This window comes from Ornithinimicrobium carbonis, from assembly GCF_977012275.1.
In genome coordinates, this window is the sequence record NZ_OZ348993.1 from 986,723 (window position 1) to 1,000,931 (window position 14,209).

At 73.6% G+C, this 14,209-nt stretch carries 10 protein-coding genes; 2 read left to right on the top strand and 8 right to left on the bottom strand.

Going from position 1 to position 14,209, the window contains the following annotated elements:
- The first annotated feature begins 22 nt into the window (after positions 1 to 22).
- A complete protein-coding gene (locus ACWHYA_RS04535) occupies positions 23 to 1,330 on the top strand; it encodes a CaiB/BaiF CoA transferase family protein (protein WP_425942885.1) in 1,308 nt (435 codons plus the stop codon).
- A 1-nt stretch (position 1,331) separates the two neighbouring features.
- Positions 1,332 to 2,813, top strand: a complete 1,482-nt coding sequence (locus tag ACWHYA_RS04540) for a carboxyl transferase domain-containing protein (protein WP_425942884.1) — start codon at positions 1,332 to 1,334, stop codon at positions 2,811 to 2,813.
- A gap of 257 nt (positions 2,814 to 3,070) precedes the next feature.
- Here the strand turns inward: ACWHYA_RS04540 and ACWHYA_RS04545 are convergent, their stop codons facing one another.
- The 8 genes from ACWHYA_RS04545 to ACWHYA_RS04580 all read right to left on the bottom strand — a co-directional run bounded on the left by ACWHYA_RS04545 (position 3,071) and on the right by ACWHYA_RS04580 (position 14,175).
- Complete coding sequence (locus tag ACWHYA_RS04545; RefSeq protein WP_425942883.1) at positions 3,071 to 4,894, bottom strand: cell wall-binding repeat-containing protein; 1,824 nt, start codon at positions 4,892 to 4,894, stop codon at positions 3,071 to 3,073.
- Positions 4,895 to 4,962: 68 nt separating this feature from the next.
- Positions 4,963 to 6,516 carry an ATP-dependent DNA ligase gene (locus ACWHYA_RS04550; RefSeq protein WP_425942882.1) on the bottom strand — a complete coding sequence of 518 codons (1,554 nt, stop codon included), beginning with the start codon at positions 6,514 to 6,516 and terminating at the stop codon, positions 4,963 to 4,965.
- Between the two features lie 93 nt (positions 6,517 to 6,609).
- Complete coding sequence (locus ACWHYA_RS04555) at positions 6,610 to 8,400, bottom strand: cell wall-binding repeat-containing protein (RefSeq protein ID WP_425942881.1); 1,791 nt, start codon at positions 8,398 to 8,400, stop codon at positions 6,610 to 6,612.
- 448 nt (positions 8,401 to 8,848) lie between these two features.
- Positions 8,849 to 9,652, bottom strand: coding sequence for an alpha/beta fold hydrolase (locus tag ACWHYA_RS04560; RefSeq protein WP_425942880.1), 804 nt, complete (start codon positions 9,650 to 9,652; stop codon positions 8,849 to 8,851).
- Positions 9,653 to 9,784: 132 nt separating this feature from the next.
- Complete coding sequence (locus ACWHYA_RS04565; protein WP_425942879.1) at positions 9,785 to 10,726, bottom strand: type IV toxin-antitoxin system AbiEi family antitoxin domain-containing protein; 942 nt, start codon at positions 10,724 to 10,726, stop codon at positions 9,785 to 9,787.
- A 298-nt stretch (positions 10,727 to 11,024) separates the two neighbouring features.
- Positions 11,025 to 12,056 carry an ArsA family ATPase gene (locus tag ACWHYA_RS04570; protein ID WP_425943111.1) on the bottom strand — a complete coding sequence of 344 codons (1,032 nt, stop codon included), beginning with the start codon at positions 12,054 to 12,056 and terminating at the stop codon, positions 11,025 to 11,027.
- Between the two features lie 83 nt (positions 12,057 to 12,139).
- Complete coding sequence (locus tag ACWHYA_RS04575) at positions 12,140 to 12,418, bottom strand: cory-CC-star protein (RefSeq protein WP_425942878.1); 279 nt, start codon at positions 12,416 to 12,418, stop codon at positions 12,140 to 12,142.
- Between the two features lie 23 nt (positions 12,419 to 12,441).
- Positions 12,442 to 14,175: a carbon starvation CstA family protein gene (locus tag ACWHYA_RS04580; protein WP_425942877.1), complete on the bottom strand. Its 1,734-nt coding sequence runs from the start codon at positions 14,173 to 14,175 to the stop codon at positions 12,442 to 12,444.
- Positions 14,176 to 14,209 lie beyond the last annotated feature (34 nt).

Consider the following 14,209-nt stretch of genomic DNA (forward strand, 5'->3'; position numbering starts at 1 on the left):
CCGCCCGCGCGAAGGAGCGTCGATGACCGACCGGACCCAGGACGACGCCGACCCGTCCACCACGGACGGCCCGCCGTCCCCCCACGACGACGCACGGCCCACCGCCGACCACGCCAGCACGACCGGCGACGCCGGCCCCACCGCATACCCCGGGAGCAGGGGCGGACCGCTCGCCGGCACGGTCGTGGTCGACCTGACCCGCGCCCTGGCGGGGCCGCACGCGGGGATGATGATGGCCGACCTCGGCGCGCGCGTCATCAAGGTCGAGACGCCCGGGACCGGCGACGACACGCGCTCGTGGGGGCCGCCGTTCGTGCCGGGGTCGGACGGGGCGGACGTGGCGACGTACTTCCTGTCGTGCAACCGCAACAAGGAGTCGCTCGCCCTCGACCTGAAGTCCGACGACGGCCGGGCGGTGCTCACCGAGCTGGTCCGCCGGGCGGACGTGCTGATGGAGAACTTCCGTCCCGGCACGCTCGACCGGCTCGGGTTCGCCCCCGACCACCTGGCCGAGCTCAACCCGCGCCTGGTGGTGCTGTCGATCTCCGGGTTCGGGCACGACGGGCCCGAGGGCGGGCGCGCCGGGTATGACCAGATCGCCCAGGGCGAGGCTGGGCTGATGTCGCTGACCGGTTCCGGACCGGACGACCCCCAGCGCGTGGGCGTGCCGATCGGGGACCTGCTCTCGGGGATGTACGGCGCCTACGGCGTGCTGGCCGCGCTGCTGGAGCGGGAGCGCACCGGGCGCGGGCAGGTCGTGCGGACCTCGCTGCTGGCCTCGATCGTGGGGGTGCACGCCTTCCAGGGCACCCGGTGGACCGTCGCCGGCGAGGTGCCGCGGGCTCAGGGCAACCACCACCCCTCGATCGCGCCGTACGGACTCTTCCACTGCGCCGACGGGGCCGTGCAGGTGGCCTGCGGCAACGAGAGCCTGTGGCGGCGGCTGTGCGCGGAGTTCGGGCTGGATCCCGACGCCGAGGGGATGCGGACCAACGGCGAACGGGTGGCTCACCGCCAGCGGGTGATCCAGGTGCTGGAGGAGGCGTTCGCGTCGATCCCCGGCGACGACCTGCTCGCCCGGCTGGCCGAGGCCGGGGTCCCCGCGGGGCGGGTGCGCGACCTGCAGGAGGTCTACGAGTGGGACCAGACCCGCTCCCAGGGCCTGCTCGTCGACGTCGATCACCCCACCCTGGGGCCGGTCCGGCTGCCCGGCCCGCCGCTGCGCTTCTTCGCGGCCGACGGCACCGAGACCACCCCAACCCAGCACGCCAGCCCGCCGCTGCTCGACGAGCACGGTCCTGCCGTCCGCGCCTGGCTGCAGGAGGGCTGACGTGGCCCGGCTCAGCGCCCGCGACGTGCTCCACGCCGTCCTGGACGAGGGCACCTTCGTGTCGTGGGACACCGAGCCGGTGCAGCCGGACCTCGGTCAGGAGTATGCCGCGCAGCTGGCCCGGGCGCGGGAGCGCAGCGGGGTGGACGAGGCCGTGCTCACCGGCGAGGGCCTGCTGGACGGCCGGCGGGTGGCGGTCGCGGCGGGAGAGTTCTCCTTCCTGGCCGGGTCGATCGGCTCGGCCGCCAGCGAGCGCATCACCCGGGCGTTCGAGCGGGCGACCGCCGAGGGGCTGCCGATGCTGGCCTCGCCCTCGTCGGGGGGCACCCGGATGCAGGAGGGCACGCCGGCGTTCGTGCAGATGGTCAAGATCGGCCAGGCCGTCGCCGCCCACCGTCGGGCGGGGCTGCCCTACCTGGTGTACCTGCGCGACCCCACGACCGGCGGGGTGCTCGCCTCGTGGGGCTCGCTGGGCCACCTGTCCATCGCCGAGCCGGGGGCGCTCATCGGCTTCCTGGGGCCCCGCGTCCGGGAGATCATCCACGGCGAGCCCTTCCCCGAGGGCGTCCAGGTGGCCGAGAACCTCGCCCACCGCGGCGTCATCGACGGCGTCGTGCCCCTCCCGGGGCTGCGACGGGTGGCGATGGACGCCCTGCGGGTGCTGACCGGGGAGCAGGAGCCGGTCGGCGAGCACGGCACCGAGCCCGACCTGGACGAGCTGGCCGCCCGGCCGGCGTGGACGTCCGTGCAGGCGACCCGACGGCCGGACCGCCCGGGGCTGCGCGAGCTGCTGCGGCACGAGGCCGAGGTGTTCATCCCGCTGCGGGGGACGAACTCCGGCGAGTCGGACCTGACCGTCATCATGGGCCTGGCCCGCTTCCCCGGCTTCTCGTGCGTGCTGGTCGGGCAGGACCGTCAGACCCAGCGCTCGGCCCACCTCGGACCGGGTGCGCTGCGGGTCGCCCAGCGCGGTTTCGCCCTGGCCGAGGAGCTGGGCCTGCCGCTGCTCACCGTGGTCGACACCCCCGGGGCCGACCTGTCCGTCGAGGCCGAGCACGGCGGGATGGCCGGGGAGATCGCCCGCTGCCTGGCGGCCCTGGCGACCGTCGAGGTCCCGGTCGTCTCCGTCGTCCTCGGCGAGGGGACCGGCGGCGGGGCGCTGGCGCTCATGCCGGCCGACCGGACGGTGTGTGCCGAGCACGGCTGGGTCGCCCCGCTCCCGCCCGAGGGGGCCAGCGCGATCGTCCACCGCACGGGGGACCGCGCGCCCGAGATGGCCCAGCTGCACCGCATACGCTCCGTGGACCTGCGCGCCACCGGGGTGGTCGACGAGATCGTCCCCGAGCACCCCGACGCGGCCGAGGAGCCGGCCGAGTTCTGCCGGCGGGTGGTCGGGGTGACCGCGGCCCACCTACGCGAGCTGCTGGTCGTGCCGCAGGAGGAGCGGCTGCGGGCGCGGCACGAGCGCTACCGGTCGGTCTGAGGGCCGGGCGCGTCGGGCGGCGCGACCGTCTGCAACCCGTCCGTCGACCAGGCCGCGGTCCACGGGCCACGACCGCGAGCGCGACCGCGGGCCACGACCGCGACGCGCGACCGCGAGCGCATCGTGATCTGCAGCGATTGGTCACGACCCGACCAGCACCGATGTACCTCGCTGTCGTGACCCACCGGTCGTCCTGACGACCGGTGGGTCACGACAGCCGTGCACGGTGGTCGAGCTCGAGGCTCGGGCAGCCGGCGCTACTCGTCCGTCAGCGCGGGAGCGAGGCCGGGGATGCCCGCCTCGTCGACCACCGGGCCGAGCTCGCGGCCGTCGTCCAGGACGATCACGTCGGTCGGCGAGGCCGGGACGGAGGAGGTCCGGACGTTGGTGCGGTTGTAGACGACGTCTCCGGGGTCCATGCCGGGGACGAGCTCGGGGACGGTGACCAGCGTGTACCCGCGGGCGTGCAGGTCGGCGATGATCCCGGGCACGGCGGCGACGGAGTTGGCGTGCAGGTCGTGCTGCAGCACGATCGAGCCGGGGCGGACGGCGTCGACGACCCGCTGGCGCACGGTCGCGGCCGACCAGCCCTCCCAGTCGCGCGGGTCGACGTCCCACATGATGAGCGGGAAACCCAGCGCGCGGGTGTTGGCGTCGAAGGAGCCGTAGGGCGGACGCATGATCGTCGTGTCGGGGACACCGGCCTGGTTGATCTCGTCGTCGGTGACGTCGACCTCCCACTTCTGCTGGGCCCAGGTCAGCAGCGTCAGCTGCTGGTGGTCCCACGTGTGGTTGGCCACCACGTGGCCCTCGACGTGGGTGCGCCGCGTGGTCGCCGGCCGGGCGTCGACCATCTGGCCGACGACGAAGAAGGTGGCCGGCACGCGGTTGGTCCTGAGCGTGTTGAGCAGCGTCGGGGTCGGAGCCGCCGGGCCGTCGTCGAAGGTCAGGGCGACGCACGCGGTCACCGCGCAGTCGACCGCTCCACGGCCGGCGAGCGAGGCTCCGACCAGCGTGGAGTCGCACAGTGCCACCGTGCCCCCCAGCGCGACGACGCGGTCGGGCACCCGCTGGCGCAGCTCGGCCGCGGGCGCGGACCGCACCCGGTCGCACGGGCCGGAGGTGATGAGGACGGGTCCGTCGGTGAGCATGCCGGCGGAGAGGGCGTCGACGAAGTTCTCCCCGTCCCCCCGGGCCAGGTAGACCCGCGACGTCCGGGCCGGGAAGGCCCGGTCGGCGACGAGGCGGGCGGTCGCGTACCGGTCGCTCCCGCCGACCCGTGCGGTCGCGCGCCCCTGCGCCGCCGAGATCAGCGCGGCGTCGGTCACCGACAGCGTCCCGCCCAGCGCCACGACCCGGTCGGGGTCCAGCGAGGTGATCGCCGCGAGGGTGGCCGACGGCACGGTCCGACCGTCGCGGGAGACGAGCAGCACCGGACCGTCGCGCAGCGTCCCGGCCACCACGGCGTCCGGCGTGATCGAGCCGTTCGCCACGTACACGGTCGTGGGCCCCGCCGGGAAGGCCTCGTGGGCGATCGTCGCCGCCGTCTCGAAGCGGTCGACGCCTTCCAGCCGCGCGGTCGGGCGACCACCGGCCGCCTGGGCCAGCTGTGCGTCGCAGACGGCAGCCTGCCCGCCGAGGGCGACGACCCGGTCGGGGGTCACGCGGGCGATCTCGGCCAGAACCACGGAGGGGATCGACGCACAGGACCCCTTGATGAGCAGCACGGGCCCGTCCGAGAGGGTCCCGGCGGTCAGGGCGTCGGCGAAGACGTCACCGCGGGCGAGGTAGACCGAGCGCACCCTGGAGGGGTCGGCGAACACGTACCGCGAGATGGCCACCGCAGAGGCGTAGCGGTCGGTCCCGGCCAGCCGCGACGTGGTCGGTCCCACGGTCGTGGCCTGCAGGGTCGCGTCCGCGGCCGCGTCGAGGGCCGCCTCGGGCTCCTGGCCCGTGCTTGCGCTCGCACCCTGCGCCCCCTGCGCCGGGACGTGCTGCACCGTGCCGCCCGCTGGCATCATCCCCGCCACGGCCAGCACCCACGTCAGGAGGATCACCCCTGGGAGCGTCCGGCGTCCCATGCACCGACGCTACGCCTGATCGGCCGCCGGCACCAGAGGGTATGCCGCATCCGCCGCCCGCGGACCCGTCACCGCAGGTCGTCGAGCGTGTCCGCCTCGGCCGGCCCCTTGTCGTCGCGGTAGCGCAGCACCCGGGCGAACCGCAGGGCGATCCCGCCGGGGTAGCGCCGCGAGGTCTGCACCGCGTCGTAGGCGATCTCGACGACCTGCTCGGGGCGCACGTGCACGACATACCCCTCGCGGTGGGTCTCCAGCCCGAGGAAGCGCTCGGTCTGCCACTCCAGCAGGGCGTCGGTCATGCCCTTGAACGTCTTGCCGACCATGACCAGCTCGTCGGTGCCGGGGCGGCGGGCGGCGAGGTGGATGTTGGAGAGCTTGCCGCTGCGACGGCCGCTGCCCCACTCGACGCCGACGACGACCAGGTCGGCCGTGCGGCGGGGCTTGACCTTGACCCAGCCGGCGCCGCGACGGCCGGCCGCGTAGGGCGCGTCGGGATCCTTGACGACCACGCCCTCGTGGCCGGCGGCGAGGACCTCCTCGAAGAACGCGGTCGCCTCGGCCTCGGTGGCGGTCACCAGGCGGGGGACCACGAGCTCCGGCGCCAGCGAGTCCAGGGCCTCCCAGCGCACGTGCGCGGGCTCGTCGACCAGGTCGCGGCCGTCGAGGTGGAGCAGGTCGAAGAGGAAGGTGGTCACCGGAGTCCGGCCCGCCAGCGCCTGCGGGTCGGCGCTGCTGGCGGTGCGCGCGCCGGTGACCTGGAACGGGTGCGGCCGGCCGTCGGCGTCGAGGGCGACGACCTCGCCGTCGAGGACCGCACGGTCGGCGGGCAGGCGCAGGACGGCGTCGACCACCTCGGGGAGGCGGTCGGTGATCTCGTCGAGGGAGCGGGTGAAGAGCCGTACCGGGACCTCGGCGTCCCGGTCCAGGTGGGCCTGCAGGCGGATGCCGTCCAGCTTGGTGTCGACGGCCACGGGGGTTCCCGGGTCGCGCCGGTGGGTGAGGGCGGTGGCGACGTCGGGCTCGGAGCCGGCGAGCATCGGACGCAGCGGGCGGCCGACCTCCAGCCGGATCTCGGCGAGCGCGGCCTCGCCGTGGAGGAGGGCGGCGGCGGCCACCGGGCCGGTGAAGCCGGCCAGCATGACCGCCCGGCGGACGAGGGCCTCGGGCACACCGGCCGCGGTGGCGACGGCGGGCAGCAGCACACCGTCGGAGGCGCCCTGGCGCAGCTCCCCGGTGATGAGGCCGACCAGCCAACGCTGCTCGTCGGCGGTCGCCCGGCCGAACAGCTCGCCCACCGCTGCCGCGCGGGCGCCGGCCGACCCAGGGCCGGCCAGGGCGGCCATGGCGGTGAGCAGGTCGTCGACCTCGAGGATCTGCAGGGACGGTTCGTCGGCCGGGTCGGGCAGGTCGCGCAGCCCCCGGTAGCCGACCCCGACGGTGCGCTGCGGCAGGGTGCCGGCCAGGTGGTCGGCGGTGGTGCGCACGAGCCGCTCCAGCTCGGTGGCGGGCAGGTCGGCGGCGGCGGCCTCCCGCAGCGCCTCCGCCAGGGCGTCGACCTTGGCCAGGCGGGACCGGGTCGCCGCGACGGTGGTGGAGGTCTCGATGACCCGGGCGAGCTGCATACCCCGGAGTCTGCCGCAGCCCGGGCCGGCCCGCGCGGGGCACGGTCAGGGGCCCAGCCCGAGAACCTCCTCACGGGTGAGGGTGGGGTCGCCTCAGGGGTCGAGCCCGAGGACCTCCTCGCGGGTGAGGGTGGGCGCCAGGCCGGGGACGCCGTACTCGTCGACGAGCGGCGGCAGGACCCGGCCGTCGTCCAGCTCCACCGGGTCGAGCATCGACACCGCGGTGCCGGGGCCGTGGACGGTGGTGCGGTTGTAGACGAGGTCGCCGGGGTCCAGGCCGGGGATCAGCTGGGGCACGGTGACCAGGGTGTAGCCCATGGCGTGCAGGTCGTCCACGATGCCCGGCATGGCCGCCACCGTGTTGGCCACGGTGTCGTGCTGAATGACGATCGACCCCGGGCGGACGTTGTCGCGGATGAAGGTGCGGATCTGCTGGGTCGAGGGGCCGTTCCAGTCCTTGGGGTTGGTGTCGACCATGATCACGGCCTTGCCGAGCCGGCGGGTGTTGGCGTCGAAGGCGAGGAACGGCGGGCGCATCGTGCGGGTGGTGGGGACGCCGATCGCCCGGAGGGCTGCGTCCGTCCGGTCCACCTGGGCCTGCTGACCGGACAGCGTGAGGTCGGGCAGGCGCGGGTGGTCGTAGGTGTGGTTGCCGACCTCGTGGCCCTCCACCCAGGTACGGCGGGTGATGGCCCCGTCGCTGGCGACCTTGCGTCCCACGACGAAGAAGGTCGCCGGCACCCGCTTCTGGGCGAAGGTGTCCAGGACGGTCGACGTGCCGCTCGCGGGCCCGTCGTCGAAGGTCAGCGCGACGCACGCGGTGCGCGCGCAGTCCACCTGACCGCGGGCGGCGGTCGACGATCCGACCAGCGTGGAGTCGCACAGCGCCAGCGGTCCTCCCAGCGCGACGACGCGCGAGGGCGTGCGCTGGGCCAGCTCTGCCGCGGGCCCGAAGCGCAGGCGGTCGCACGGCCCGGAGGTGAGCAGGACCGGGCCGTCGGCGAGCATGCCGGCGGAGAGGGCGTCGACGAAGTTCTCCCCGTCGCCGCGGGCCAGGTAGACGCGAGAGGTCCGGGACGGGAAGGCCCGGTCTGCCACGAGGCGGGCGGTGGCGTATCGGTCGGATCCACCGAGCCTGCTGGTCGGGCGACCGGCGGCCGCGGTGGTCAGGGTGCTGTCGGAGACGGCCAGGGTGCCGCCCAGGGCGACGACCCGGGAGGGGTTCAGCCGGGCGAGGGCTGCGGCGGTGGCCGAGGGCACGCTGCGGCCGTCGCGCGAGGTGAGCAGGACGGGGCCGTCGGTGAGGGTGCCGGCCACGACGGCGTCGGGGGTGATCGAGCCGTTCGCCAGGTAGACGGTGGCCGGCCGGGACGGGAAGGCCGCCCGGGCGATCGTGCCGGCGGTCTCGAAGCGGTCGGCCCCACCGAGCCGGGCCGTCGGCCGGCCGGCCGCCGCCTGGGCCAGCTGCTCCTCGCACACCGACACCTCCCCGCCGAGGGCGACGACCCGGTCCGGGTCGAGCCGGGCGATCTCGTCCAGGACGACGGCGGGGACGGACCGGCAGGCGTTGGTGATGAGCAGGACCGGGCCGTCGCCGAGAGAACCGGCGGTGAGGGCGTCGGCGAAGACGTCGCCGCGGGCGAGGTAGACCGAGCGGACGCTGGAGGGATCGGCGAAGCGGTACCGCGAGATGTTCACCGCCACCGCGTAGCGGTTGGCTCCGCCGATCCGGGACCACGCCACACCGGCCGCAGCCGTCTCGACGGTGGGTTCGGCGGAGGGCCCTTCACCGGCAGCGCTCGCCGGCGGAAGGACCCCCGGCACGACCAGCCCCAGCACCACCAGCAGCGCAGCCAGCAGGACACCCACCCGCGATCCCCTCATGCGGTCAACCTACTCCCGACCGCCGACACGGGGTAGGCCCAAGGCGCCCGACCTCACGGGCGAGATGCATGACCAAACCCAGACCTGCTCCATACCCTCTCTTTGCCTGTCGCGGCGTAGCGTCGAGTCACGACCTGACGCGGAGGCAGGTGGTGCTTCATCCCTTCACCCCAGCCACTCCCCGCGCATGGTCCGCACGGACGTCGCCGGGGCGCTGCACTCACCCAGGCAGCAGCCCCGTCGAGTCGGGGGACGGACGTCCGTGCGCGAGGGCGCGCCCCTTCGTCACGGGCGGGGCGCGCCCTCCTGGGGTGAACCGTCTCGCGCCTCCGACCGCATCTCCGCGCCGGCTCGCTGGACCACATCCACCCGCCGGCTCGCTGGCCCACGGCTCCGCACTGGCGGGCGTCGTGGCCGGCGGGAGTCGTGACTGGCGGCTGCCGACGTTTCAGTCCTTCCCGGCCGCCACCGAGTGCGTCTCGAGGAACTCCTCCAGGATCGTGGCCAGACGGACGGGTGTCTCGTACATCGGGTAGTGCCCGGCGTTGCACATGACCACCACCGTCGAGCTGGGGTGGGTCTTGCCCCAGGTGGCCCGCACACCCTCCTCGGTGACCGCGACGTCGTGCTCACCGACGACGGCCAGCGCGGGGACCCGGTCGACCGGCACGTCGGCGGCGTGGTCGGTGTCGGCCCATGCGGTGAAGTACCCGGCGAAGGCCTCCTCGTCGCTGCGCGCGCGGCTGTGCCTGACGATCTGGTCGATCCAGCGTGCGGAGAGGCGCTTGCCGGTCGTGAGGTCGACGATCGTCTCGCGCGCGGTGTCGTCGCCGGCCGCGCTCTCGAACAGCTGCCGCCCCTCCTCGTCGAACGGGGTGCCCGACGCAGGGACGGGCGCGATGCCGACGACCGCCTCGACCCGGTCCGGCGCCAGGGCCAGGACCCGCTGCACGGCCGAGCCGCCCATCGAGTGCCCGACCAGGGAGAAGGTCCTGACGCCGAGGTCGTCGGCCAGCTCGAGGACGTCGGCGGCGATCTGGTCGATCGTGTACGGCCCGCCTGATCCGCGGCGTTCGCCGTACCCGCGGTAGTCCATGAACTCGTACCGGAAGCTCTCGGTGTCCAGGGCCCCCAGGAAGCCCTGGCCCCAGCCCGTGGACGAACCGAACCAGCCGGGAAGGCAGATGACGGTGCGCGGGCCGCGGCCCACTTCGTGTGCGGTGTCGACCGAGGTGTCTTCGTTGACGATCATGCTCCGAAACTACGCCCGATCGTTTTCGGGTCGGCACCTGGGTGGGGTATGCCGTGGGGCACCGGACGGCCCAGATCCTGACGCAGTCGATCGTTGCCCCGCCCACGGCCCTGATCGACTGCGGTGGTCGGCCTACGACGCTGCCAGGGCGAGGGCGGCGCACTCCATCGAGCAGGGGGTGATCGTGCCGGTCCAGCCCCGGACGGCCAGCGTCCGGGCAACGTCGACGGCCAGTTCGCACGGCTTCTGGTCCAGCTCCAGGTAGCTGATACGCAACGTCACCTCACCACGGGCCGCGGCCTGACGGTCCCGGCGACGGTCGCCGTGGAACTGCTCACCGGCGTGCCACAGCAGGCCGTCGATCTCGACGTTGACGCCGTGCCTCCTGTTCTTCAGGTCCGTCCTGGTGCAGCCGTCGTCCTCGCTGACCTGACGTTCGAAGACCGGAAGACCGTGGGGCTGCTGGACGCGGGTGGCGTACCAGACCTCCGGAAGGCTCTCCGCGCCGTCACCGATCTCACCGAACGCCAGGCGCAGCTCGCGGGACCACCGGTGGCCGCGGCGGGCGGCGAGCTCGTCCAGGAGGGCCGACTGGGTCAGCGACCGCTGCTGGCATGCACGTTCCGCCAGGGCGACCGCGTCGTCGAGCGAGCTGTCCGGTCTTTCGGCGAGGTCGATGACCGTCTGAGCAAGGCTGGTCGTGGGAAACCCTTCGACGGACCGGGTCTCCAACCGTCGTCGCTGCACCACCGTGACACCCGTGAGCCCCCGGCAGCGGGTGCCGTTCGGAACAGCGATGGTGAGGCCCCGAGGTTCGATCTTGTCGAGGCGCCAGACGAACGACGCCGACTGCATCGCGAGGGCGGCGCCGCTCCCGCAGCGCAGCAACCCCGCCCACGCCTTCGCGTGCCAGGTCACGGTGCCGGTGTTGGTCAGGTAGACGCCCGGGTGGATCGCCTGCCAGGCGCCACGGTGCAGTCGCCAGCGGACCTGCTTGGCCGACATGCCGGCCGCGAGCGCCTGTCGACGGCTGACGACTCCGTGCTGACGACGGGCGAGGGCTGGAAGGTCCACCCGTCCTATGGTGGCCGCATCGAAGATCGCCGGTTGTGACTTGTCCACAGGCCGCTGGCCGCCCCGGCGGTGGTCAGCTCGTCGGCGACCCCGCCCCGACCGTCCGGGGAGCCTGGATCCACGCAGCCGATCGTGGCCCCCTCCAGGGCACCGATCGACTGCAGCCCAAGGCTCCTCACACCCGGCAGCCCCCGACCGTCCGGCCCCGCCCGTTCACGCAGTCGATCATGGCCCCCTCCAGGGCACCGATCGACTGCACGGGGTCCGACCGACCGACAGCCGACCGACGACCCACACCTCAGCCCGTAGGCCGCGCCAACCAGCGGGCCAGCTCTGACAACCCCTCCTCACCCAGCACCTCGCCGGGCAGCAGCGGCACCTCGACGACCGGCAGGTCGGGCAGCTCGTCCGTCAGCTGCGCCAGGTAGCCGTCCTCCACCGCCCGCCGCGCGGCCAGCAGCTCGCCCGCGTCGGCCGGCGACCGCTTGTTGACCACCAGCGCCGCGACGTCCATGTGCGACCGGCTCAGCTGCTCGTGCAGCTCGATCGTCTCCAGCACGGGCAGCCGCTCGGCCGCCAGGACGATGACGAACCCGCTGCGCGCGGGGTCCTGCAGCAGCTCCCGCAGGGTCCGGAAACGGTCCTGCCGCCGGTCCAGCACCCGCCGGATCTCCGCGTCCCGCCGCGACCGCCGGTCCCCTCCGCGGTCGCCCGGCTGCTCGCCGTAGCGAGGGACGACCCCGATCACGTCCGCCGCCGCCTGCTCGCCGCGGTCGGCCTCCAGACCGCGCAGCGCCGCACCGAACTTCGCCGACCGGTCCTGCCGCCGCAGCAGCCCCTCGGTCCAGGCCTGCATCAGCTCGGGCAGCGCGATCAGCCGCGTCGTGTGGCCGCTGGGCGCCGTGTCCACGACGACCAGCTCGTCACGGTCCCGCTCCTCCAGCACCTCGGCGAGCCGCTCGAGCACCGCCGCCTCGTGGGTGCCGGGCGCGTCCCGGGCAAGGTCCAGGTGCTTGTCGACCTCGCCCTGGAGGTGCTCGGGCATGAGCCGCCGCATGGTCTCGCGCACGGCCGACAGGTGGGCGTCGGTGGTCCGCCCGGGGTCGATCTCCAGGCCGCGCAGGAGCGGCGCCAGCTCCACCGGGTCATCACCCACCGGTCGCCGCCACAGGTGGCCCAGGTTGTGCGCCGGGTCGGTGGACACCACGAGCGTGGGCCGTCCGCCCTGGGCGCTGTCGAGGGCCAGCGCCGAGGCGACGGCCGTCTTGCCGACGCCTCCCTTGCCCCCGACGAAGAGGACGTCGCGCCGCGTGGTCAGGTCGGTCAGCAGGGAGCTCATGGGTCCTTCGGCGACGAGGGTCAGGATGGGGACGGAGGGCGACGTGCCTTGGGCGGCCGGTGCGGGTGCCGCGGTCAGCAGCAGGAGAAGTGGTCCAGCGGCGAGCGGTCCATCCCCATCCGCCGGTGCCAGTCGTGGAACTGCTCGTAGACCACCGGCAGCAGCTCGACCGTGTAGTAGCTCGCCGGGTTGGGCACTCCCAGCGCCTCGGCCATGACGATGACCATGAACAGGTCGTCCTCGTCCTGGCGGGCGCGGGCGAACGTGCGCCGGTAAGGCCCGCTGTAGAACTCGCGCAGCCCCGCGGCCACCTCGGCGAGGCGACCACGGGGCTGCGGCGACGTGTTCGGCATACCTCAGGGTATGCCGCACGCGCTCAGTCGTGCGGCGGGTGGTCGCCGACGTGCTCGACCGGCTGCTCGCGCCCTGACAGGGCGGCGAGCTCGGCGTCGTCGTCGCCGTCGTAGTCCTTGGCGCCCTTCATGGCGACCGCGGCCTCGACCATGACCCACACGGCCGCGACGAGGATGACGAGGTCCAGGATCAGCAGCAGCCAGTTCTGGGTGTTCCAGAAGGTACCGAGCTGGATGAACAGCGCGTAGATCGTCATGACGCCCACGAACGCCAGCGGGATCAGCGCCGGGAGCGGGGTGCGGCCGCGACGCATCAGCATGATCGCGATGATCGACAGGGTCAGCGCGGCCATCAGCTGGTTGGTCGTGCCGAACAGCGGCCAGATGAGCATGCCGCCCGAGCCGTCCGCACCGGCGCCGAAGGTCAGCGCCAGGGCGACACCGACCGCGACGACCGTGGCGACGCCCTTGCCCAGGCTCACCCCGGCGATGTCGCCGATCTCCTGGACCACGAAGCGCTGCAGGCGCACGCCGGTGTCCATCGTGGTGGCCGCGAAGAGGATCGCGGTGGTCGCCAGGATGGTGGCCGACAGGGACTGGGGCAGACCCAGGCCGCTCTCCACGATCGCCCCGCCGCCGGAGACGAACGCCCCGACGCTGCCGGCACCGAAGGCGTTGTAGACCTCTTCCCAGGCGGCCAGGGAGGCGAAACCGGCGGTCGCGGCGATGATCGAGCCCAGGGCCAGCAGACCCTCGCCGACGGCGCCGAAGTAGCCGACGAACCGGGCGTCGCTCTCCTTGTCCAGCTGCTTGGAGCTGGTGCCGGAAGAGACCATGCCGTGGAAGCCGGAGATGGCGCCGCAGGCGATGGTGACGAACAGCAGCGGAACGATGCTCGGCGTGCCCTCGGGGACGTTGCTGTTGACGGCCGGGGCCACGATCTCGGGCCGGGCCAGCAGGACCGAGCCGTAGAGGATGCCCAGCGCGATGAACAGCTGCAGGCCGTTGATGTAGTCGCGCGGCTGGAGCAGCACCCAGACCGGCAGCATCGAGGCGATACCGGCGTAGAGGAACAGCAGGATGATCCAGACCGAGTTGGCCGGCAGGCCGAAGGCCGTCTCGGGCAGGGCCAGCGGCACCTGGTCGCCGATCCAGATGAGGGTGTAGAGCGCGACGACTCCGACGACCGACACCAGCGGCAGGCTCCACCTGAGCCGGTAGATCGCCTGGCCGACGGCGAGCGCCACGAGGAGCGCGCCCCAGGTCGGGATCACCGCGGTCGGGGTGGCCACCAGCAGGTTGGCGATGACGACCGAGAAGGCCGCGTTGACCATGAGCAGCAGCAGGAAGATGACGACGAGGAAGAGGTTGCGGCCGCGGGCGCCGATGTAGCGGCCCGAGAGGGCACCGATCGACTGGCCACGGTTGCGGATCGAGGCCCACAGCGCCCCGAGGTCGTGCATGCCGGCGAAGAAGACCGTGCCGATCGTCACCCAGAGGAAGGCGGGCAGCCAGCCCCAGATGACGGCGATGGCCGGACCGACGATGGGCGCGGCACCGGCGACGGAGGTGAAGTGGTGGCCCCACAGCACGTACTTGTTCGTGGGGACGTAGTCGACACCGTCCTCCAGCTGGTGGGCCGGGGTCGGGATGGAGTCGTCGAGGGCGTAGATCCTGGTCGCGAGGAACTTCGAGTAGAGGAAGTACCCCGCCAGGATCATCGCCACACCGATGAGGGCGAGAACCAGGGAGTTCATGAGCGGCACCTTCGTGAGGGCGTGAGCGGACGTC

What these genes read in the sequence shown, in the direction of transcription:
- ACWHYA_RS04535 (WP_425942885.1), top strand. Translation starts at nt 23, where the DNA reads ATGACCGACCGGACCCAGGACGACGCCGACCCGTCCACCACGGACGGC.
- ACWHYA_RS04545 (WP_425942883.1), bottom strand. Translation starts at nt 4,894, where the DNA reads ATGGGACGCCGGACGCTCCCAGGGGTGATCCTCCTGACGTGGGTGCTG.
- ACWHYA_RS04550 (WP_425942882.1), bottom strand. Translation starts at nt 6,516, where the DNA reads ATGCAGCTCGCCCGGGTCATCGAGACCTCCACCACCGTCGCGGCGACC.
- ACWHYA_RS04555 (WP_425942881.1), bottom strand. Translation starts at nt 8,400, where the DNA reads ATGAGGGGATCGCGGGTGGGTGTCCTGCTGGCTGCGCTGCTGGTGGTG.
- ACWHYA_RS04560 (WP_425942880.1), bottom strand. Translation starts at nt 9,652, where the DNA reads ATGATCGTCAACGAAGACACCTCGGTCGACACCGCACACGAAGTGGGC.
- ACWHYA_RS04575 (WP_425942878.1), bottom strand. Translation starts at nt 12,418, where the DNA reads ATGCCGAACACGTCGCCGCAGCCCCGTGGTCGCCTCGCCGAGGTGGCC.
- ACWHYA_RS04580 (WP_425942877.1), bottom strand. Translation starts at nt 14,175, where the DNA reads ATGAACTCCCTGGTTCTCGCCCTCATCGGTGTGGCGATGATCCTGGCG.